The sequence below is a fragment of the Pseudomonas sp. 43mfcvi1.1 genome (assembly GCF_900115935.1).
Lineage (GTDB): Bacteria > Pseudomonadota > Gammaproteobacteria > Pseudomonadales > Pseudomonadaceae > Aquipseudomonas > Aquipseudomonas bijieensis.
Genome location: NZ_UETT01000004.1, coordinates 20,345 through 41,677, shown reverse-complemented (window position 1 = coordinate 41,677; position 21,333 = coordinate 20,345). Strand labels below are relative to the sequence as shown.

The window sequence follows — 21,333 nt, the reverse complement described above, 5'->3', positions numbered from 1 at the left end:
CGGCAGACCCGAAGGTCTCCCACACACAGCCACCATAAAATGACGTCGAACGCCAAAGGCGCTCATTGTCACTTTTATGATGCTTGGTTGCTACCGTATCTGTCGGGCTGCGAAACCCAGCCACCGGCCAAAGCCAGCGACGACCCAACTATAGAAGTCGATCCCGGCACCCACAACCGACCTGTAGGACGCACGCGCCCCCTGTGGCGAGGGGATTTATCCCCGCTCGGCTGCGCAGCAGTCGCAAAACCGGTACCTGCGGAGTACCTGGCGAAATAAGGTCGCTGGTTTGGGGCCGCTTCGCAGCCCAGCGGGGATAAATCCCCTCGCCACAGAGGTAAATTCCTACGAGTTTTTCAGAAGGCCAAATCACCGTCGGAGGGGTGGAGACTTTCCGGATTTCTAGCGACAGCCCCGAAAAAACGCCCTGATATCCTCCGCCAACAACTCCGGCTGTTCCAACGCCGCAAAGTGTCCGCCTCGGGGCATCACGGTCCAACGCCTCACGTCGCAGCAGCGCTCCACCCAACTCCTTGGCGGCATGGGTAGCTCCTTGGGAAACAACGCCACCCCAACCGGCGGCTTCACCCGTTCGCCGCTGTTGAACAGCAACGGCCGCTTGCTACCTTCCACATACTGGCGAAACGACGAGCCGATGCAGTTCGTCAGCCAGTACAGGGTGACATTGGTCAGCAGCCATTCTCGATCGATGGCGGGGTTGGTATCGCACCAGGACAAGATCTTCTCGCCCATCCACGCCAAGAGTCCCGCCGGTGAATCATTCAGGCCCACGGCCAGAGTTTGCGGCTTGGTTCTCTGGAGGTGGGCATAGGCGCCTTCGGCATCGGCAAATGCCCCGGCGCGTTGCAAAAACGCGGTTTCTGCAGCTGTCTGCGGGGGCTCGGTTTCGCCAAGGGGCGGGCGATAGGAGCCGGGGATGTAATTGAGATGAATGCCGGTCACGCGCTCGGGAAAACGCACGCCCAGCCACGTCGACACGCCTGCACCGATGTCTCCACCCTGGGCGCCAAACCGCTCATAGCCGAGCCCCGTCATCAACTCACTCCACAAACCGGCCACTTCATAGGGGCCCATGCCAGGTTGCTGGAACGGCGCGGAAAAGGTGTAGCCGGGCAGCGACGGCACCACCACATCGAAGGCATCCGCAGCATCGCCGCCATGGCTGGCCGGGTCCGTCAGCAGTGGGATGATGCGCTGCATCTCGATGAACGAGCCGGGCCAACCGTGGGTGAGGATGAGAGGCATCGGATTCGGCCCGACGCCTCGCTGATGAATGAAGTGGACCTGCTGCTCGCCGATGTCGGCGACAAATTGCGGCAAGCGATTGAGCGCCGTTTCCTGGGCGCGCCAATCGAACGCGCTCGACCAATAGGCGAGAAGCTCCCCAAGCACGTCCATGTCCATACCCTCGTCCCAACCTTGCCCGGCCAAGGGCTCCGGCAACCGGGTGTTCCTCAGGCGATGCCGCAGCTCTTCAAGGGCGTGTTCGGAGATATCGATGGAGAAGGGTTTGATGAACATGGGTGTTTTCGCCGTGATCAGGTGGCATCTACAAATGACATGACATGCGTCGCAGAATCGTCCTGGACCTGCTGGAATCCGCAGCGCAAGTAAAATGCGGCTCCCTGCGGTGTATCCGTGGACAGGCGAACGACACGGAAATTCAGGGCCGCATATTCCAGAAGGTGTTTCACCAGAACCTTACCCACGCTCTGGCGCCTTGAAGCAGGTGCGACGTACACCCGGCGTAGTCTACCGGTATCCGGCCCTGCATAGGGATCGCAAGAAAGACCACCTATGGCAATCAGTTGCCCATTGCAGAAGGCTCCAAAAAGCCCTTCACCGGGGCGGTCGAACCGATTGGAGCCGTTTTTCCAATCGGTTACCAAACGGGTGAGGAACCTGAAACCCTCTGCAACTGCCTCGGTTTCCAACAGCGGAATTTGAGGAGCAAGGGCTGAGATTTGGTGTATCGCCAATTCATCGGCTGACCTGACCACTAGCGTCGACCCGTGCGTGTACTCACATCCACCCACACCGCCAGCACCAGAATGCTGCCCTTGACGATCATCTGCCAATAACTGTCGACGTCGAGCATGGACATGCCGTTGTCCAGGCTGGTGATCACCAGCGCGCCGAGCAGGGCGCCGTAGACGGTGCCGGAGCCGCCGCGCATGGAGGTACCGCCGATGAAACAGGCGGCGATGGCGTCGAGTTCGCCCATGTTGCCCGCCGAGGGCGAACCGGCGGCCAGGCGTGCGGTGTTGACCACGCCGGCAAGGGCGCACATCACGCCCATGATGCCGAAGATCCACAGTTTTACCGCCTGCACGTTTATGCCCGACAGGCGTGTGGCTTCCATGTTGCTGCCCACCGAGTAGACGCGGCGGCCAAACACGGTCTGGCTGGTGACATAGCTGAACACGCCCAGCAGGATCAGCAGAAGCAGCACCGGTACCGGGATGCCATCGTAGCTGTTGAGGGTATAGACGAACCCGGCCAGCACTGCGCCGATCAGCACCACGCGCAATACGTCACGCACCAATGAGTGCGCCGCCAGGCCATGCAGGGCGCGGTTGCGTCGCTGTTTCCAGGTCAGGAACAGGGTCAGGGCGAACAGCAGGATGCCGAGCCCGGTCCCGACCGTGTGCGGCAAGTAACCCTGGCCGACGTACACCAGATCCGGTGACACCGGGGCAATGGTGGTGCCGCCGGTCACCCCCAGCAGGATGCCGCGAAAAGCAAGCATGCCGCCCAGGCCGACGATGAACGACGGGATACGCAGGTAGGCGGTCATGTAGCCGTTGCCCAAGCCGATGACCAAGCCGCACAGGGCCACCAGGCTCAGGTTCGCCAGCAGCGGAATGTGATAGACCACGTCGAGAATCGCCGCCAGACCACCGAGCAAGCCAAGCAACGAGCCCACCGACAAATCGATCTCGCCACTGATGATCACCAGCACCATGCCGCAGGCGAGGATCCCGGTGATGGACATCTGCCGCAGCAGGTTGGAGAGGTTGCGCGGGGTCACGAACCCGCCGTCGGTCTGCCAGCTGAAGAACAGCCAGATCACCGCCACGGCGATCACCAGGGCGAGCATTTTGTAGCGGCTGAAAAGTTGTTTGACCTGATTCATCTACGCGGACTTCCGATCATTATTGTTATGGCCATCGGGCTGGCTGAGTGCGGCGGCGAGCACCTGTTCCTGAGTGAGTTCGTGGTTGATGAAGTCGCCGCGCAACTGGCCTTCGCCGATCACCAGCACGCGGTCGGATACCCCCAGCACTTCGGCCAGTTCCGAGGAGACCATGATGATCGACACGCCTTCGGCCGCCAGCGCGCCCATCAACTTGTAGATCTCATACTTGGCGCCGACGTCCACGCCGCGGGTCGGCTCGTCGAGAATCAGCACGCGGGGTTTGGTCAGGAGCATTTTCGCCAACACGGCTTTTTGCTGGTTGCCGCCGGAGAGGCTGGTGATCGGCAGGAACGGGCTCGCGGTCTTGAGGTGCATGCGCGAGATTTCCTTGTCGATGCTGCCCAGTTCGGCTTCGGCGTCGATGCGGGTCAGTTTCGAGTAGTTGTCCAGCACCGCCAAAGTGATGTTCTGGCCGACGCCCAAGTCCGGGATGATGCCTTGGCGCTTGCGGTCTTCGGGGACCATGCACAGGCCGGCGCGGATCGACTTGAGGGGCGTGCGCGTGTCGATTTGTTGGCCGCCCAGCCAGACTTCGCCTTCGTAGCGCCCGGGGTAGGCGCCGAACAGTGCCGAGACCAGTTCCGTGCGACCGGCGCCGACCAGCCCGGCGATGCCGAGGATTTCCCCGCGCTTGAGCACGAACGAAATGTCGTCGACTCGTTTGCGCTTGGGGTTGTCGACGTCGTAGCAGGTGAAGTGGCGTGCTTCGAAAATCACCTCGCCGACCTCATGGGGTTCGGTGGGGTAGAGGTTGCTCATTTCCCGTCCGACCATCTGGGTGATGATCTTCGGAATGTCCATCTCGGTCATCGCGGTCGTAGCAATGTGTTTGCCGTCGCGGATCACCGAAATGGTGTCGCACACGGCGGCCACTTCATCGAGCTTGTGGGAGATGTAGACGCAGGCAACGCCCTTGGCCTTGAGGTCGCGGATGATGTCCAGCAGCACCTCGATTTCCGAACGGGTCAGGGCCGAGGAGGGCTCATCAAGGATCAGCAGCCGTGCCTGCTTGTTCAGTGCCTTGGCGATTTCCACCAATTGCTGGTAACCACCGCCGTACTGCGAAACCGGTAGCGAGACGTTCATGTCCGGCACCTTGAGTTCACGCATCAAGGCTTCGGCGCGGTGGATCATCGCCGGGTAGTTCATGCGCCCGCCGGGCAGCGTCAGCTCGTGGCCCATGAAGATGTTTTCGGCCACCGACAGGTCGGGGACCAGGGTCAGTTCCTGGTGAATGATGACGATCCCGGCGGCCTCGGTTTCGCTGATGGATTGTGCCTTGAGCGGCTGGCCGTCCCAGAGGATTTCACCGTCCCAGGTGCCATACGGATAGACCGCCGAGAGGACTTTCATCAGCGTCGATTTGCCGGCGCCGTTCTCGCCGCACAGGCCGACGCACTCACCCGGTCGGACCTTGATGTCGATGCCATTCAGGGCTTTGACACCGCCAAAGGTTTTGACGATGCCGTTCATTTGCAACAGGTAGTCGGACATGGCGAGGGCTCGAATAAAGAGGGCTCAGGCATCACCCCGATGCCAGTCAAGTCACAGGGCATGTGGGAGCGAGCCTGCTCGCGATGGCGATGGGTCAGCTGGCATCAATAGTGGATGTGCTGCCGTCATCGCGAGCAGGCTCGCTCCCACAGGATCTTTGCTTAACCAAAGATCCGGGCTTTGGTCACTGCCCGGCGATCTGCGCCTTGGTGTAGAACCCATCCTTTTCCAGCAGGTCGATGTTGTCCTTGGTCAACGGTGTCGGGGTGAGCAGGATGGTATCGACCTTTTTGCTACCGTTGTCGTATTGCGAACTGAAGCTGGGTTTCTCGTTACGCGCCAGTTGCACCGAGAGCTTGGCGGCTTCGGAGGCAATCAGTTTCAGCGGCTTGTAGACAGTCATGGTCTGGGTGCCATCGATCACGCGCTTGACTGCGGCGAGGTCGGCATCCTGGCCGGAGATCGGTACCTTGCCGGCCATTTTCTGCGCGGCCAGGGCCTGGATCGCGCCGCCAGCGGTGGCGTCGTTGGAGGCGACGATGCCATCGATCTTGTTGTTGTTCCGGGTCAGGGCGTTTTCCACGATGCTCAAGGCTTCGGTGGGGTTCCATTCCTTGACCCACTGTTGGCCGACAATCTTGATGTCACCCTTGTCGATGGCCGGTTGCAGCACTTTCATCTGGCCTTCGCGCAGGACCTTGGCGTTGTTGTCCGTAGGGGCGCCGCCGAGCAGGAAGTAGTTACCCTTGGGCGCCGCTTTCAACACGCCGCTGGCCTGCATCTCGCCGACTTTTTCGTTATCGAAGGAAATGTAGGCGTCGATGTCGGCATTGAGGATCAGGCGGTCATAGGACACCACCTTGATCCCGGCCTTCTTGGCTTCGGCGACGGCGTTGGTCAGCACGGTGGCGTTGAACGGCACGATGACGATCACATCGACGCCACGGGAGATCAGGTTTTCGATCTGCGAGATCTGTTTCTGCTCGTTGGCATCGGCCGACTGGACGAAGACCTTGGCGTCGAGTTTTTCCGCCGCCGCGACGAAGTAGTCACGGTCCCGCGACCAGCGTTCCAGGCGCAGGTCATCGATGGAGAAACCGATCTTCGGGTGGGCCGCATCGGCCATGACCGGGAGAGACAGGAGGGCGAGGGCGCCGGCGAGTAACGTGCGTTTGAAGGTTTTCATGGTGGTGCGTCCTTTTATTGTTGTTTGAAAGACACTGCCTGACGATGAGCGTGATACCGGGGTAGAACTGTAGAGCGTTGCAGGGCGCCGTGGGCACAGATTTGTCGCGAGAATGTAACAGCCCCTGTGCCCCGAACATCGCCCGTTGTCAGGGGTAGATAAACCGATTGACCACGTTTTCGAGCATCTCCTGGCGACCGCTGACGGCCTGGGGATTCAGCTCGTGGGTGAAGGCATGCTCGGCCAGTGATTCAAGACTGAAATCACCGGCCAGTACCGCCTTGCCAAACGGTTGCTGCCAACCGGCGTAGCGCTGATCCTTGAACTGTTGCAACCGGTCGTTCTGCACCATGGCCGCCGCGCGTTCCAGAGCCAGGGCAAGAACGTCCATGGCGGCGATGTGGCCGTGGAACAGGTCGAGTTCGTCCAGGCTCTGGCGCCGGACCTTGGAGTCGAAGTTGAAACCACCATTGCTGAACCCCCCGGCCTTGAGGATTTCGTAGGTGGCCAGGGTCATTTCCTCGACGCTGTTGGGGAACTGGTCAGTGTCCCAGCCGTTCTGCGGATCGCCACGGTTGGCGTCGATGCTGCCGAAAATCCCCAGCGAGACGGCCGTGGCGATTTCGTGATGGAAGCTGTGCCCGGCCAGGGTGGCGTGGTTGGCTTCGATGTTGACCTTGATCTCATTTTCCAGGCCGAACTGTTGCAGGAAGCCGAACACCGTGGCGCTGTCGTAATCGTACTGGTGCTTGGTCGGCTCCTGGGGCTTGGGTTCGATCAGCAGGTCGCCCTTGAAGCCGATCTTGTGTTTGTGCTCGACCACCATGCGCATGAAGCGGCCCAACTGTTCGCGCTCGCGTTTCAAGTCGGTATTGAGCAGGGTTTCGTAGCCTTCACGACCGCCCCACAACACGTAGTTGGAGCCTTTGAGGCGCTGGGTGGCGTTCATGGCGCTGAACACCTGCGCGGCGGCGCAGGCGAACACTTCCGGGTCTGGGTTACTGGCGGCGCCGGCGGCAAAGCGTGGGTTGCTGAAACAGTTGGCGGTGCCCCACAACAGCTTGATCCCGGTCTCTTCCTGATGGCGCTCCAGGTGGTCGATCATTTGGGCGAAGTTGTTACGGTAGTCCTTCAGCGAACTACCTTCCGGGGCGACATCGGTGTCGTGGAAGCAGTAGTAGTCGATGCCCAGTTTGGAGAAGAACTCGAAGGCCGCTTCGGCTTTGCCGATAGCCAGCTCCATTGGATCCCCGGTGCGCTGCCATGGGCGTTTGAAGGTGCCGGCACCGAACACATCCGAGCCCGGCCAGACGAAGGTATGCCAGTAGCAGACCGCCATGCGCAGGTGCTCGCGCATGGGTTTACCGAGCACCAGTTTGTTGGCGTCGTAGTGGCGGAAGGCAAGTGGCGAATCGCTGGCGGAGCCTTCGTAGCGAATCTTGTCGACACCGGGGAAGTACGGCATGTGCAATTTCCTTTTTATTCTTGGCGGTGTCCCGATACTAACGCCGGGCCTATGGCTGCTGATTATGAAAATCACCAACGGGCCGTTCGATTTTGAGTATTGAGATTCGCTGGCTGCACGCCTAGTCTGTGCTCATCGGCCCAGGGTTAAACCAATGAAAACCGTCCCGCCCGTTCACCGCATTGCGCTCCTGTTCAACGGCAGCAAGATCTACGACCGCGGCATCATCAGTGGCATCGGCAACTACCTGAGCAGCACGCGCGCGTCCTGGGACTTGTTCCTAGAAGAAGATTTTCTCTGCCGCTTGAAAGGCATCGAGCGCTGGCAAGGTGACGGGATCATTGCCGACTTCGACGACCCGCTGATTGGCGAGGCGCTGGCCGGGATCAAGCTGCCGGTGGTGGCGGTGGGTGGTTCGTATCAGGATGAACGCGCTTATCCGAAGGGCATTCCCTATGTCGCCACCGACAACGAAGCGTTGATGAAATTGGCCTACGAGCACCTGGTCGAGGCCGGGTTGACCCGTTTTGCCTGTTTCAGCCTGCCTGAAGCACAAGCCAATCGCTGGGCCCAGGAACGGGAAAAGGCCTTTCGCCGGCTGATGCAGCGCGATGGCCTGCACGCCGAGGTCTATCGCGGCATGGGCACCAGCGCACCGCTCTGGGACAGCGCCGTTGAACAGCAGATCGCCTGGCTGCAAAGCCTGCCCAAACCCATCGGCATCATCGCCGTCAGCGACGCGCGCGCCCGGCAGCTGCTGCAAGCCTGCCTGACCGCCGGGATCGCCGTGCCCGAGCAAGTGGCGTTGATCGGCATCGACAACGACCCGCTGACCCGCAGCCTGACGCGGGTGCCGCTGAGTTCGGTGATCCAAGGCACCGAAACCATGGGCCGCACCGCCGCGCGCCTGCTCCATCAAATGCTGCACGGCATGCCGTCCACGGGCACACAGATTCTGATACCGCCGGATGCGATCAATGTGCAGGTTTCGAGCCTGCACCAGCCGTTGGGCAACCCTTATGTGATGCAGGCAATGCTCTTCATCCGCCAATACGCCTGCCAGGGCATCAAGACTGCCCAGGTGGCGGCCTATGTGGGCGTGTCGCGTTCATCGCTGGAATCGCACTTTCGCAAGGAGCGCGGCTGTAGCGTCCACGACGAAATCCTGCGCTTCAAACTGGCCGCTGCCGCCAACGGACTGGAAAACACCAACTCGCCGATTGCCGACATTGCCCAGAATTGTGGCTTCAAATCGGCGCAGTACCTGCATACGGTGTTTCGCCGTGAGTTCGGCTGCACGCCTCGGGAATATCAGCAGGGAGCCAATACGGCCACTCACTGACCCACGGCCGAACCGCTCTTGTGGCGAGGGGATTATCCCCGCTGGGGCGCGAAGCGGCCCTGAAACCTGGCAGCCTGGTGTGTCAGGTTGATTGAGTGGATAACATTGGAGCTGCTGCGCAGCCCAACGGGGATAAATCCCCTCGCCACAAAGGCACGGTGAGCCACCGCCACAAGGGGTACACCACCGAGTCTTCCTTGTGGCAAGGTTGCTGGCTTCATCGAATATTTAGGGAAGGATTGAATGACGCTCAGGGTGATGGTGGTCGGCGGGTATGGAAACTTTGGCAGTATCGTTTCCAGGCACCTGGTGGTGATGCCAGGCGTAAAGTTGGTGATTTCAGGGCGCGACACCCAAAAACTGCAGCGCAAAGTCGATGAGTTGAAGGCTCAATCGGGCACTGTGTGTGAAAGTTGGTGCGGCGACGCCATGGGAGCGGGCTTCAAATCTGTCCTGGGCTTGATGAACATCCAATTGGTCATCCATACCGGTGGCCCATTTCAAGGGCAAGCCTATGCCGTTGCCGAGAGCTGTATCGACGCGGGTGTGAACTACTGTGACCTGTCCGATTCCAGAGCCTTCGTCACCGGCATTAGCGCACTCGACGCCCGGGCAAAACAGGCGGGCGTCGCGGTCCTTAGTGGTTGCAGCTCAGTGCCGACGCTCTCGGCCGCCCTCATCGATCAGCAGCGGCATCGCTTTAAGCGTATCGACTCGATTGAGCATGGTATTTCCTCTTCGGCCAAGATGCCGGGGTTGTCCACCGTCGAAGGCGTTCTCGCCTACGCAGGCAGGCCGATCAAGCAACTGCGGGATGGCCGGGTACATGAGGTCCTGGGGTGGCAGGATCTGACGCTTCGCAGAATGCGCTATATGGGGACCCGGGTACTGGCCAATGTCGACGTGCCGGACATGGATATCTTCGCCAGCCGCTATGGTGCCCGGACCCTGAGCTTCAAGGCCGGCTCAGGCCTGAAACTCGGCGGCATTGCCAACTATCTGCTGGCCCAGGCAATGAGGATGGGGGTGGTGCGTGACCATGCCCCTTGGGCCACCAGGCTTCATCGGTGGGGGCTCTGGTTCGAACGATTTGGCGATGGCAAAAGCGCAATGTACATCGACGTCCAGGGCATCGGTGTCGATGACGAACCGCTGTCGATGAACGTGCAGCTCACCGCCATGAATGACAAGGGGCCAGAGATTCCCAGCTGCGCAGCCGTTGCCTTGGCGGCAAAAATCAGCCAAGGGTATCTGCCCGAACCCGGTGCTCGGGCCTGCGTGGGTGAAATCACCGTGGACGAATACATGGCTGCTATCAACGACCCCGAAAACTTGAGCCTGTCCGTACACTTCTCTGACGAGCAGGGCTGACAGATGCTCTATCTTTGCCTGAAGTACCTCCACATCATTGCTGCCATTTTCCTTTTCGGCTTCGGCATGGGGTCCTACCTCTACCTGATCGCTGCTAGCCGCACCGCCAACCCTCAGGTCATTGCCCACGTGGCCAGGACGGTCGTCCAGTTCGACACTTGGATTACCACGCCTGCGGGCTTTATCCAGATAGCGACGGGCTACCTGCTGCTGAAGCTGGCCGGACTTCCCCCGACCACGGAATGGATAATGACATCGCTGATCATTTTCCTTTGCGTAGGGGCGCTGTGGCTTCCTGTGCTGGTGCTCCAGAAGCGCTTATACGTGATGGCTTCGAGCGCAGTTGGAGACGGGCGCGCGCTCGATGATCGATACTCATCCGTGTATCAAAAGTGGTTCTGGATGGGCGTCTTTGGCTTTTTGGGGATGTTTGTCATTGTGCTGATCATGGTGACGAAGATGACGCCACGTCAGTGGATCGAGCTTCTGACGGGCTAAGTACCGATCCGTTCCACCGGATTGATCCCAAGCGTGGGAGCCTTCAAGAAACGGCCTTCATGATCCGGGCTCGGCAAAAGGCAAACGTCGTACTTGCCAAACAGCCGATAACGATTCAGGGCAATGCGATCATAGGCCCAATCCCGAAGCCTGCGGGGGACGTAACGCAGCAGTTTCACCGAGCGCCAGGCCCAGGGCAGTAGGGCAACGATTTCAAAAATCGCCTCCGAACGCACCCAGTAATGCCGATCTCGAACCACAGCCATGGTGTCGAACTGCTGCAAGGGCAGGCCCGCCCAGGCCAGCAGCGCTTGCCCTTCGGGTGATTGTACGGAGGCCAACCGCACGCGTCGGGCGTGGTCATGGCGGATCAGGAACTTTGCCCAGCCATTGCACAGTTTACAAACGCCGTCGAACAGGACCACTGTCTCGCCTGGCTCGAGCAAGGGCGCGGGTGAGGGGCGAGTTTGGGAGATGGGCATGAATGAGTCTCTACATGGCGCCTGGTTACCCGGATAATACGCGTGTTCCAGCGTCAAAGGGCGTCCCGAAGGGTTGCTCGACCATGATGATTTCAAGGGCATGATCCGATCCATGAGCGATGACACTTACACCCTGTACATGCGCTTCCAGACCCCCGACCCTGGCATCGGCCCCCGGGAGCAGGCGCCGATGCTCGCTCAGGAACAGGCCTGGGCGCGCGAGCGTGCGACCATGCATCGCTTCAGCTGGATCGAGGTGCTGGTGCCACCGTTGTGCCTGGGCCCAGTGTTGCCGGGCATCGTGTTTTTGCTGAGGCTGCTGGTCCATCAAGGATTATCCGCCTCAGGCGTCGACCTCGACCGGATCGCCGGGGCCTCCCTTGGTTGGCTCGTGCTTGCCACCTTGCTGTTCATGGCTGCGTGGATCCTGCACAACTTCCTGCGCGATAAGCGCGACCCGACCAAGCGTTATTGGCAATCGATGCCCGATCAAGGGGTGGTCGAGCTTGAACACCATACCCTGGTCTCCGGCATCAGCCTGTGGTCCAACGACTATGATCCGGACTGCAACACCCTCATGCAGTGGTCCAACGACAAGTTGAAATGCGTGCAAGACAGCGGTGTGTCGCAGTGGATCCTGGCCAAGACGGCGGCGGGACACTGGCTGGTGCTCAAGGAGCAGTATCCGGGCGACTTCAGCTACGGGCGGGTAGGGCAAATGCCGGCACCGGACAAGCTGCTGCAACCCCAGCAGCAACTGGCGATTGCTTTCGCCCCCGGCACGAACCTGCAGCTGGGCCGGCGTTTCGACGGTGCGCCGATGCCATTGGTGGATACGCCGTACTGGATGTCTGCCGATGAGCTCAAGCGCTTGGAAGAGGCCGCCCATCACTGGAATTTTCTACCGCCGAACCGCTATGGGGTGGTCAATGACCAGGATGCGGCGTGGGTGCAACGTTTGGTGAGCAGGGCGCATCCAGCCGGGCGCTAAAGCCACGTATCCACCACCCGCCGATCCAGTTCCTCCCAATCCGCCATGCCTAATACCCGAGTGGTGTTCAACCCGCGCAAATAACCGCGCAATTGATTGGCCGTGTCCCGCTTGAGCTCCGGGTCGGGTTTGGTGCTGCTCAACAACACGCTTTCGTACTGGATCAGGTAATCAGCCACCCGCTCACGGAAGTCGGGCAATACCGCGTCGCGAATCAGATCAAATGTTCTCATGGCCATACCTCATCAATTGTTCTCGGCTTGCAACTATTGCTAGGAGTAATAGTGACCATTACCAAATGCAAGTTCTGCTTTGCCGGCAATCATTGGAAAATCAGCGCCATCGAACACGCAGCTCACTATTTTTATTTTCAGGACCCGACCATGCGCCGTTTATTTTTGCTTCCCCTGGCGTTTTCCCCGTTGTTGCTGGCTGGTTGTGCCTCGGCGCCAAACGACCCGACCCTGACCTTGCAGACCAGCAAGACGCCGGCCCAATACGCTGAATGCGTCGTACCGAAATTGCAGGGCAGTGCCTTGAACCCGATGGTCTCGCAAACCCAGCGCAGCTATCGCATCGTGGTGCCGAGCAAAGTCGCGGCGGACAACGTGCTGGAAGCCTACAAGGCCGGCAGCGGCGGCAAGGTATTCATCTACGAGCGGCATTTGCTGGCCTCCAACCTCCTGCCCTCGAGTTTTGAACGCGCTGCACAGGAATGCATCTGACCGGCCCGTAAACGTTTTTTACCGTGCTCCTTTGGTTGGCCGCAACCAACCAATTCCCTTGCCCCGCACCGCATTCGGTCGCGGGGCTTTTTTTGTCTGCTGGTTTCAGGTTCGCCAATCATCCGCCCGAATGAATTCGATGAGCGCTCTGAGGGCCGGTGGCACATGGCGGCGGCTGGGGTAATAAAGAAAAAACCGGCTTGGTGGGGCTTTCCACTGCGCAAGCAGTTCCGTGAGCTGCCCATTGCGGATGTCATCGCGCACCAGTTCCTCGTAAACATAGGCAATCCCGGCGCCATCTTTTGCTGCCTGGATCATCAGCCCATCGTCTTCAAGAATGAGCGGACCGGTGACGGACAAGCGGATCGGTTGCCCATCCGCCTGATACTCCCAGGCATAGAGTTTGCCGCTGGGAAAACGCCGGGCGATACAGGCATGGTCGAGCAAGTCCCGTGGAGCCTGGACGATGCCCTTTGTGCCCAGGTAAGCCTGTGAAGCGACGGTCACGAACGATTGAGGAGGGCCGACAGGGACCGCGATCATGTCGCCGGCCAGGCTTTCGCCAAAGCGCACGCCCGCGTCAAACCCCTCGTCCACGATGTCGGTCAAGCCATCATCGGTGACCAGGTCCAGTTGAATACGGGGATACCTGGCCACGAATGGCGCGAGCACCTTCGCAAATACCGCTCGCGCCGCCGGACGCGCCACGTTGAGGCGAAGCTTGCCGGCGGGCACTTCCTGCATCGAGGTCAACTGCGCCAGTGCATCGGCAACCTGTTGCAGGGTAGGGCCCAGCGTTGCCAGTAGTTGGTGACCGGCCTCGGTCGGAGTCACGCTACGCGTGGTGCGGTTGAGCAGCCTGAGACCCAGGCGTGCTTCCAGTGCCCGCAGCGCATGACTCAACGCTGAGGCCGAAACGCCACGCTCGTCGGCGGCCTTGCGAAAACTGCGATGGCGAGCGACGGCCGCAAAGGCGTCCAGTTCGGAAAGATCAGGGTGCTTATTCATGAATCCTGTTCATTAGTTCAAGCGGGATTGCCCATCTTATCGTCGTAAGATCGCTCGCCGATACTGTCCACATCATCTGTGGAGAACTCGCTATGCAAAAGAATCGCCTTGGATCATCGGATTTACGGATTTCGCCCATTGGCCTGGGAACCTGGGCGATTGCTGGTACCGGTTGGGAATACAGCTGGGGCGCGCAGGACGACGAGGACAGCCTGGGCGCCCTTGAATATGCCGTCGAGCGCGGTGTGAACTGGATCGACACGGCGGCGGTTTATGGCTTGGGCCATGCCGAGCAATTGGTCGGGCAACTGTTGCGTCGGGTGCCGGTTTCGCGGCGTCCGTTGGTATTCACCAAGGGCAGCCTGGTCTGGGACCCGGTCACCAAGGCGATCTCGCACTCGCTGGCGCCCCAGTCGCTGCTCGCCGAGGTCGATGCGAGCTTGCGCCGGCTTCAAGTCGAAACCATCGATCTTTATCAGATCCACTGGCCGGCCTTTCCTGCCGATGGCAGCAGTGAAGGGATCGAGAGCGCGCTTTCAGCGTTGGCCACCGCCCGTGAACAGGGGAAAATTCGTGCTATCGGCGTCTCCAATTTCGACGTTGCGCAACTCGAGCGTGCGCGGGCGGTGACCGAGATCGTGTCACTCCAACCGCCTTATTCCGCCTTGATGCGGGACATCGAGGACGCCGTCCTGCCCTTTTGCGAGCAGGCCGCAATGGGTGTCCTGGCCTATTCTACCCTTCAATCGGGGCTGCTTTCCGGCAGCATGACGCGCGAGCGCATCGCCCAATTGCCCGACGACGATTGGCGCAAGGCCCGAAGCGCGGACTTCCAGGAGCCTCGCTTGAGCGCGAACCTGGCGCTGGTCGAGGTCTTGGCCGGTATTGGTGAACGGCACGGGGTGAGCGCGGCGGCAGTCGCCATCGCCTGGGTGTTGCGCAAACCAGTGGTCACCGGTGCCATCGTCGGTGCCCGCCGCCCCGCGCAGGTCGATGGGTTGGTTGCCGGTTCACAGCTGCGCCTCAGCGCCGAGGAAATTGACGAGATTCAACCTTTCCTGCCCTCGGGCATGGGCACGAATGTCCCAGGGGTCGCTTGACCTTCATCGTGCAACCGCTTGGTTGAGCGGGTTTGACGCCTCGCTGCATAACCGGCACTATTTGCTCGTTTGTGATCATTAGTGCTCGTTTATGCAGGTTGTGATGTCATGACTTCTCCTCACGAAACGTTCCCCGGCGAACGCCAGCAATTGATCAGCCAGCGTCTTGCCCGGTATGGCCGGGTGATCGCGGCCGACCTTGCCAGCGAATTCAATGTATCCGAGCACTCGATACGGCGTGACCTGGGCGCATTGGCGGCGGCGGGGGTGTGCAAGCGCGTTTATGGCGGCGCAATACTCTTGCCCGCTGTCGAAGGGCCGTTGGACGTACGCGTGCGCAAAGACCCGGCGCGCAAGGGCAGTCTCGGCCAGGCGGCCGCTGCGCTGCTGCGCGCGGGCCAGCACGTCTTCATTGACGTCGGCTCAACCAACCTGGCGGTGGCCTGCGCCATCGATCCGCAACTTCCGTTGACCCTCACCACCAATTCGCCGCTGATTGCGGTTCAGTTGATGAAGCTGCCCCGCGCCGAGGTCATCCTGCTGGGTGGCCGCTTGAGTCCAAACGCGGGTGGTGTGATCGGGCTGACGGCTGTCCAGCAATTGCGCCAATTCAGTTTCGACGTGTGTGTCCTCGGCGCCTGCGCCATTGATCCGGACAATGGCGTCACTGCGTTCGGCCTGGATGACGCGGAGTTCAAGCGCGCGGTGGTCGCGGCAAGTGGGCAAGTGATCGCGGCGGTGACCAATGAGAAGCTGTCCAGCGTAGCCCATTACCAGGTGGCCTCCTGCGAAGAAGTCGCCACCCTGGTGGTGGAGCACGATGCGCCGCGTGAGCGACTGGAGCCCTTCTTCGGCCGGGTGACCAACGTCGTGACGGCGGCCCGTGAACAGCGACGGACCTGACGTCTTTGCCGCACCGCTGTGGCCAAATTGCGCAGGACAATCGCATGGATACTGCCCGATCCCCATTGTCCGCCGGACGATTTGCGTCTAGTTTGCTGCCCGATCACAAGTACAAAAATCAGGAGTCATCGATGCAACCGATTCGTCTCGGTCTGGTGGGCTACGGCAAGATTGCCCAGGATCAACACGTTCCAGCTATCCACGCCAACCCCGCGTTCCAACTGGTAGCGGTCGCCACGCAAGGGCAGCCTTGCCCCGGAGTGGAGAATTTCCGGTCCCTGGGCGAGTTGCTCGAGAACGCTCCGCAGGTCGACGCGATTGCGTTCTGCACGCCGCCACAAGGTCGCTTCGCCCTGGTGCAACAGGCACTGGCGGCGGGCAAGCATGTCCTGGTGGAAAAGCCGCCGTGCGCCACCCTGGGGGAAGCCATGGCGTTGGTGGAGCAGGTCCGCGAGCAAGGCGTCAGCGGCCTGTTCGCCTGGCATTCGCGCTACGCCCCGGGCATCGAAGCCGCCTGTGACTGGCTGGCGAGTCGCACCTTGCACAGCGTGCAGATCGACTGGAAGGAAGACGTGCGCAAGTGGCACCCCGGCCAGGCGTGGATCTGGCAACCCGGTGGCTTGGGCGTCTTCGATCCAGGCATCAATGCCTTGTCGATCGTGACTCATCTGTTGGCGCTGCCGCTGTTCGTGGAATCCGCCGAGTTGCGTGTGCCGGACAACTGTCAGTCGCCGATTGCCGCCAGCATCAAGATGGCCGACGCGCGCCACCTCGATATCCGTGCGGAATTCGATTTCGACCATGGTCATGACGAACTCTGGAGCATCGAGATTCGCTGCGCCGAAGGCGTCCTGCGCCTGGACAACGGTGGTGCACTGTTGAGCATCGACGGCGTACGCCAGGCCGTATCCGAGGAAGGTGAATACGCTGCGGTGTATCGACATTTCCAGCAACTGATTGCCGATAAAACCAGTGACATGGACCTGCAGCCGTTGCGGTTGGTCGCGGACAGCTTCTTTGTCGGCAGCCGGACGGCGGTCGAGCCGTTCTACGATTAAACCAAGGAACCGCAGTTGAACGAACAGACATTGTCCATGCGCCTGGAGCGTGTCGCGGCGCATATGCCGGCAGGTGCGCGCCTGGCCGACATTGGCTCGGATCACGCCTACTTGCCGGTGGCCTTGCTGCGCCGTGGCGTCATCACGGCGGCGGTGGCCGGCGAGGTGGCGTTGACACCGTTTCGCGCCGCCGAACGCACCGTGGGCGAGAGTGACTTGGAGCGGCAGATCAGCGTACGCCTTGCCAATGGCCTGGCGGCGATCGAGCCGGAAGACGGGATCACGGCGATCAGCCTCTGTGGCATGGGCGGCGAGACGATCCGCGACATCCTGGACAGCGGCAAAGCGCGGTTGAGCGGGCAGGAGCGGCTGATCCTGCAACCCAACGGCGGTGAGCAGCCACTGCGCCAATGGCTGATGGAAAACGACTACCGCATCCTCTGCGAGGAGGTGCTGCGGGAAAACCGCTTCTACTACGAAATCATCGTCGCCGAGCGCGCCGGGCCGGTGACGTACACCGCCGAACAGCTGTACTTCGGCCCGCTGCAGATGCAAGCCCGCACCCCAACCTTCCTGGCCAAGTGGCAGCGCCTGCTGCACCAGAAGCAAAAGACCCTCACCAGCTTCGCCAAGGCGCGGCAAGCCGTGCCGGAAGAGAAACTGCAGGACGTTGCGCGGCAGGTCCGGTGGATCACTGAGCTGTTGGCTTGAGTTGATTGAGGTGGATGTGCCGACGTCATCGCGAGCAGGCTCGCTCCCACAAGAGGTTCTGTGGTGAGCCGGAATGCTGTGAACACCCGCAATTCCCTGTGGGAGCGAGCCTGCTCGCGATGGGGGCATCAGTGACTTCACGGATCTGAGAAATATCGCGTTCTTCGGCTGCCCGTCTATCGACCCACTACCGGGTAGTGCTTGATGCGACACGGATGTGAGTGGCCGTCGCCTTTACAGATGCCATCCAGATAGCGGTAGTCGACCTGTACCGACTGTCCTTTCGCGGGCCATTGTCGGCGGGGGAGCGTGGCTTGGTAGTCCGGGGTTTCCGGGGTGAAGGTGAGCGACGAGCCTTGCACTGGACACTCCACCGAGGAGGACTTCGGCGTGACTTTCACAATCTGCGCCTGGAGCTGCGGATAGGGTTGTTTCAGCACCTCGACGATACGCAGCTCCATGTGACAGATCTGCCAAGTCGAGGCCTGGACGGGGGCGCACAGGAAGGGGAGCGTCAAGGCAAGCAGTCCGAGGCCCGCTATGTGAGTGTTCATTATTGCCCTTGTTTGAAGTGCTGAGGTTCGTGAATCATAGCCTCGCCTTTGGCTGACTCAACCGTAAAGCCCCATCAGGGCGAAAGACTTGTCAGTGGTCAGCGCGACAATTTCGGCCAGCGAATGCAGGAGCACCGGCACCAGCAGGCCACCGCTGACCACTCTGGCGACGGCGAACACGCTTCCACAGGCGAAGATCAACACGACAGTTATCCAATTCCCGTATTGGATGTGCATGCCGGCGAAGACGGCTGAGGTGACGATGATCGCGATCCATGTCCAGGCACGGCTGTTCTCGTAGGGAAACAGTCGCAACATGTAATGACGGAAAAACAGCTCTTCGGCGATGGGCGGCAGTACGATCAGCGAGGCGATCTTGAGTGTGGCCTGCCAATTGTTGAGTCCGTCCAGAAGCTCGGCCATGAACACTTCTCGCGGCAGCCCCAGCACGAGGATGGCAACCCCGAAAAGCAGGTAGGACCCAATGATGCCAAGCGCACCCCACTTGAGCGGTTTGCCTATGCAGTGACCACGCCATTGAGCACGCGCATCGGAGCGGTACTGCCAGGCGAAAAGGGCGAGGAGAACGAGCGCGGTAATACCGGAGGTGGTGGTGAACGTCAGGTAGGCCTGCATGTCTGCGGGTACGAAAAGGACCTCGGGCACTGCTGCCAGGAAGACTATCAGGGTCGCAAGCACAAACATCCCGAGCCGGGGAAAGAAGCGGTAGGGCGATAAAGTGGCAGCGGGAGCAAACTCAGGGGCAGCACAAAGATTCGTCACAGTCACTCCATGAGTGCAAGGAAAAAAGCATGATGCCAGTATTTTGAGGGCGTCAGGTACGAGTTCCCGCTGAGTTGATGGCGTCGTGATTCAATCCAGGCGTCGACATGAATAAGCGTGGGTCTGATAAGGGAACTCAATGTGCTTGCGCCCGCGTAGCGCCGGATGGTTTTGAATCAAGGCCAGTAGTTGATCCGCTACCTGTTTTTTCCCTGCGTCAGGCAGCGCTGCGATGAAGCTCACCGACAGAAAGCGATCCAGGATGACCGTCTCGGGGCTGCCTGCGTGGGTGTAACTAAAACAGGTCAGTTCGGGCTCCGAGAAGTAACGTCCGTTGAAGGGGCGTCGCCAGTTTCCAGTATGAAAGCGTGGGGTATCGCCTTCGAAGGGGGTGATGATTTTAGTGATGTCGGCCACCCAGTCCACTGACTCATCACGCACGTTCCAGATCAGGCCGAGTCGGCCGCCCGGTTTGAGTACTCGGTGAATCTCCTGGAGCGCGGTTTCATTCGCGAACCAGTGGAAAGCCTGGGCGCATACGAGCGCCTGCGCTGCCCCTGCCTCAAGGGGAATGGATTCGGCCGTTCCTTCCAGAATCCTGGCGTTCGGTAAATGTTTGGCAAACTCGATTCGCATCGCCTCGACCGGTTCGATGGCGATGGTATTGATCGTCATTGAGTCCAGCAGGCGAGTGAACTTACCGGTACCGGCTCCTAGCTCAATGACTGTCGATCCTGGGCTGATTTGCAGTGTACTGCTGAGCCATGCCTGTATTTCGCTTGGGTAGTCTGGGCGACCTTGGGTATAGGTGCCGGCTTCTGCTGAGTATCCTATCTGAGCGGCCTTATGGATAACTGTCATCTTCAGCGACCCTTCGGGTGGATGGGGGTAGATGGATTATGCGGTGTGTTCAGGTCGTCAGCTAGTTGATCCTTTTTTGGGCTTGGTCTCACGCGCTTGCGTTGGGGCAGATGGCTTGACTCACCCACATGGGTTACAAATCAGTTCACGCACATAGGTAACAGTTTTTAACTGGCAGGCTCGCTCTCACATGGATTTACGGGCGTTCACAGTCTCTGGACGCAACACAAAACCTGTGGGAGCGAGTTGCTCGCGAAGACGTCAGCACAGCCGATATCATCAGCCAACTGACCCTCCGTTACCGCAGCAATGGATATACACCAACCTACCTACTCAAAGCTGCTTCGACCCCCCGCCAATCTGCCAGACATACGGCGGCTCCGTCCCATTGATTTCCCAATCACCAATAATGCGCTCCTTGTAGATCAACGGATTGTGCGAAGCCGCGGTGCGGGCGTTGCGCCAGTGGCGGTCGAGGGCCTTGCTGGTGCTGGTGGCCGAGGCGCCAAGGGCATTGAACAGGTCGCTGGTGGCGCGTAGCACCAGGTCGGAAATGACCACCTGGGCCTGGGCCGACTCCAGTTCGGCGGCGATGTTGGCGGTGTGTTCGGTCTCGGCGTTCTGACTGAAGCGGCTTTCATAGGCGCGCTGGGAGGCGCTCGCGGCTCGCAGGGCGGTGGCTTCGGCGGCATAGACCTGGGCCGAAGCCTTGCCGATCACTTGCTGCACCTGCACGTCCTGGCTCACTGCGCTGGCATTGCCGGTGCTGAAAATCCGTGTGCGTTTGCGCACTTGTTCGGTGATGTCGTGGACCGCGGCGCGGCCGGCGCCGGTCAGCACGGCGAGCAAGACCAGTTGATAGAACGCAGTCTGGTATTTGAAACGGGTAGAGAAGTCGATGAGGTTTTCCGCCTCGACCAGTGCATTCTCGAACAACGACGTCCCGCTGCCGGTGGTGCGTTGGCCAAAGCCGTCCCAGTCGTCGCTTTGCTTGACGCCCGGCTGGTGCACGCGCACGGCGGCAATCACGTCGGCACCATTGTCGTCGCGCTGGGCATACACGTCGATCCAGTCGGCGAAGATACTGCCGGTGCTGTAGTACTTGGTGCCGTTGACGACCCATTGATCGCCTTGCCGGGAAACCCGGGTAACCACTTCACCGATTTTCACGGCGCCGACTTCAGTCCAGGCATTGCCCACCAGATCCCCCTCGACGAAGCGCTTGAACCATAGGTCCTGTGGGCTGCTGGCGTGGGCATTGAGGCGGTCCTCGACAAATGCAAAGTGCCCGCGCAGCGCCTGGGGCAGGTTGGAATCGGCTTCGGCCAGCTCGATCAGCAGTTGCAACAGCTGCGGCAACGAGGCCCCGGCGCCGCCATATTCGACTGGTACGCGGATGGCACCAAAGCCTGCTTCCTTCAGCCATTTCACCTGTTCGAAGGGCAGGCTGCGCGTCTGCTCACGCTCCAAGGCGCCGGCCTGGATGCGCGCAAAGATCGGCCGAAAGCGTTCGGCCAGGGGCTCATAGTCGGTGCCGGTGGAAAGAATCGGTGGCAGGTGTTGTTGCTGTGCGGTCATGGC

The 21,333-nt window shown here is 60.4% G+C and carries 22 protein-coding genes; 9 read left to right on the top strand and 13 right to left on the bottom strand.

From position 1 onward, the window contains the following. Positions 1-402 precede the first annotated feature (402 nt). The 6 genes from DTP52_RS08890 to xylA form a co-directional block, all read right to left on the bottom strand. Entirely contained in the window at positions 403-1,542 is a 1,140-nt protein-coding gene (locus DTP52_RS08890) for an epoxide hydrolase family protein (RefSeq protein ID WP_109753004.1), read from the bottom strand. Positions 1,543-1,559: 17 nt separating this feature from the next. Then, positions 1,560-2,021 (bottom strand): GNAT family N-acetyltransferase, encoded by a 462-nt coding sequence (locus DTP52_RS08885; protein WP_109753003.1) that lies wholly within the window; start codon positions 2,019-2,021, stop codon positions 1,560-1,562. Continuing rightward, the gene (locus DTP52_RS08880) at positions 2,021-3,157 is read right to left on the bottom strand and encodes a sugar ABC transporter permease (RefSeq protein WP_109753002.1); all 1,137 of its coding nucleotides are present in this window, start codon (positions 3,155-3,157) and stop codon (positions 2,021-2,023) included. The genes DTP52_RS08885 and DTP52_RS08880 overlap by 1 nt, the downstream gene beginning before the upstream one ends. After that, positions 3,158-4,714, bottom strand: a complete 1,557-nt coding sequence (gene xylG, locus DTP52_RS08875) for a D-xylose ABC transporter ATP-binding protein (RefSeq protein ID WP_109753001.1) — start codon at positions 4,712-4,714, stop codon at positions 3,158-3,160. A gap of 184 nt (positions 4,715-4,898) precedes the next feature. After that, a complete protein-coding gene (gene xylF / locus DTP52_RS08870) occupies positions 4,899-5,900 on the bottom strand; it encodes a D-xylose ABC transporter substrate-binding protein (RefSeq protein WP_109753000.1) in 1,002 nt (333 codons plus the stop codon). Positions 5,901-6,048: 148 nt separating this feature from the next. Then, positions 6,049-7,365 carry a xylose isomerase gene (gene xylA / locus DTP52_RS08865; protein ID WP_109752999.1) on the bottom strand — a complete coding sequence of 439 codons (1,317 nt, stop codon included), beginning with the start codon at positions 7,363-7,365 and terminating at the stop codon, positions 6,049-6,051. A gap of 154 nt (positions 7,366-7,519) precedes the next feature. Between xylA and DTP52_RS08860 the strand changes: the two genes are divergently transcribed. The 3 genes from DTP52_RS08860 (at position 7,520) to DTP52_RS08850 (ending at position 10,576) form a co-directional block, all read left to right on the top strand. Further along, positions 7,520-8,707: a XylR family transcriptional regulator gene (locus DTP52_RS08860; RefSeq protein ID WP_109752998.1), complete on the top strand. Its 1,188-nt coding sequence runs from the start codon at positions 7,520-7,522 to the stop codon at positions 8,705-8,707. A 243-nt stretch (positions 8,708-8,950) separates the two neighbouring features. Then, complete coding sequence (locus tag DTP52_RS08855; RefSeq protein WP_109752997.1) at positions 8,951-10,078, top strand: saccharopine dehydrogenase family protein; 1,128 nt, start codon at positions 8,951-8,953, stop codon at positions 10,076-10,078. Between the two features lie 3 nt (positions 10,079-10,081). Further along, positions 10,082-10,576, top strand: coding sequence for a DUF2269 domain-containing protein (locus DTP52_RS08850; protein ID WP_109752996.1), 495 nt, complete (start codon positions 10,082-10,084; stop codon positions 10,574-10,576). Here DTP52_RS08850 and DTP52_RS08845 read toward each other — a convergent pair. Beyond that, positions 10,573-11,058, bottom strand: a complete 486-nt coding sequence (locus DTP52_RS08845) for a thiol-disulfide oxidoreductase DCC family protein (RefSeq protein ID WP_109752995.1) — start codon at positions 11,056-11,058, stop codon at positions 10,573-10,575. The genes DTP52_RS08850 and DTP52_RS08845 overlap by 4 nt on opposite strands. A 112-nt stretch (positions 11,059-11,170) precedes the next feature. Between DTP52_RS08845 and DTP52_RS08840 the strand changes: the two genes are divergently transcribed. Beyond that, positions 11,171-12,049, top strand: a complete 879-nt coding sequence (locus DTP52_RS08840) for a hypothetical protein (protein ID WP_109752994.1) — start codon at positions 11,171-11,173, stop codon at positions 12,047-12,049. On the opposite strand, the gene DTP52_RS08835 is transcribed toward DTP52_RS08840, so the two are convergent. Then, complete coding sequence (locus DTP52_RS08835; protein WP_109753376.1) at positions 12,046-12,282, bottom strand: hypothetical protein; 237 nt, start codon at positions 12,280-12,282, stop codon at positions 12,046-12,048. The two genes, DTP52_RS08840 and DTP52_RS08835, sit on opposite strands and share 4 nt — an antisense overlap. 150 nt (positions 12,283-12,432) lie before the next feature. Between DTP52_RS08835 and DTP52_RS08830 the strand changes: the two genes are divergently transcribed. Further along, the gene (locus tag DTP52_RS08830) at positions 12,433-12,774 is read left to right on the top strand and encodes a hypothetical protein (RefSeq protein ID WP_109753375.1); all 342 of its coding nucleotides are present in this window, start codon (positions 12,433-12,435) and stop codon (positions 12,772-12,774) included. A gap of 105 nt (positions 12,775-12,879) precedes the next feature. Here the strand turns inward: DTP52_RS08830 and DTP52_RS08825 are convergent, their stop codons facing one another. Beyond that, complete coding sequence (locus tag DTP52_RS08825) at positions 12,880-13,782, bottom strand: LysR family transcriptional regulator (protein WP_109752993.1); 903 nt, start codon at positions 13,780-13,782, stop codon at positions 12,880-12,882. Positions 13,783-13,874: 92 nt separating this feature from the next. On the opposite strand from DTP52_RS08825, the gene DTP52_RS08820 reads away from it, so the two are divergent. The 4 genes from DTP52_RS08820 (at position 13,875) to DTP52_RS08805 (ending at position 17,554) form a co-directional block, all read left to right on the top strand. Continuing rightward, positions 13,875-14,882 carry an aldo/keto reductase gene (locus DTP52_RS08820; RefSeq protein ID WP_109752992.1) on the top strand — a complete coding sequence of 336 codons (1,008 nt, stop codon included), beginning with the start codon at positions 13,875-13,877 and terminating at the stop codon, positions 14,880-14,882. Positions 14,883-14,990: 108 nt separating this feature from the next. Beyond that, positions 14,991-15,785: a DeoR/GlpR family DNA-binding transcription regulator gene (locus tag DTP52_RS08815; protein ID WP_109752991.1), complete on the top strand. Its 795-nt coding sequence runs from the start codon at positions 14,991-14,993 to the stop codon at positions 15,783-15,785. Between the two features lie 131 nt (positions 15,786-15,916). Continuing rightward, on the top strand, positions 15,917-16,843 hold the full coding sequence (locus DTP52_RS08810; RefSeq protein WP_109752990.1) for a Gfo/Idh/MocA family protein: 927 nt from the start codon (positions 15,917-15,919) through the stop codon (positions 16,841-16,843). Positions 16,844-16,858: 15 nt separating this feature from the next. Beyond that, positions 16,859-17,554 carry a tRNA (adenine(22)-N(1))-methyltransferase TrmK gene (locus DTP52_RS08805; protein WP_109752989.1) on the top strand — a complete coding sequence of 232 codons (696 nt, stop codon included), beginning with the start codon at positions 16,859-16,861 and terminating at the stop codon, positions 17,552-17,554. Between the two features lie 176 nt (positions 17,555-17,730). On the opposite strand, the gene DTP52_RS08800 is transcribed toward DTP52_RS08805, so the two are convergent. The 4 genes from DTP52_RS08800 to DTP52_RS08785 all read right to left on the bottom strand — a co-directional run bounded on the left by DTP52_RS08800 (position 17,731) and on the right by DTP52_RS08785 (position 21,330). Then, a complete protein-coding gene (locus tag DTP52_RS08800; RefSeq protein WP_109752988.1) occupies positions 17,731-18,108 on the bottom strand; it encodes a hypothetical protein in 378 nt (125 codons plus the stop codon). Positions 18,109-18,165: 57 nt separating this feature from the next. Next, entirely contained in the window at positions 18,166-18,891 is a 726-nt protein-coding gene (locus DTP52_RS08795) for a CPBP family intramembrane glutamic endopeptidase (RefSeq protein ID WP_249411789.1), read from the bottom strand. A gap of 90 nt (positions 18,892-18,981) precedes the next feature. Continuing rightward, complete coding sequence (locus tag DTP52_RS08790; RefSeq protein WP_109752986.1) at positions 18,982-19,752, bottom strand: class I SAM-dependent methyltransferase; 771 nt, start codon at positions 19,750-19,752, stop codon at positions 18,982-18,984. 333 nt (positions 19,753-20,085) lie between these two features. Further along, a complete protein-coding gene (locus DTP52_RS08785) occupies positions 20,086-21,330 on the bottom strand; it encodes an acyl-CoA dehydrogenase family protein (protein ID WP_109752985.1) in 1,245 nt (414 codons plus the stop codon). Positions 21,331-21,333: the final 3 nt, after the last annotated feature.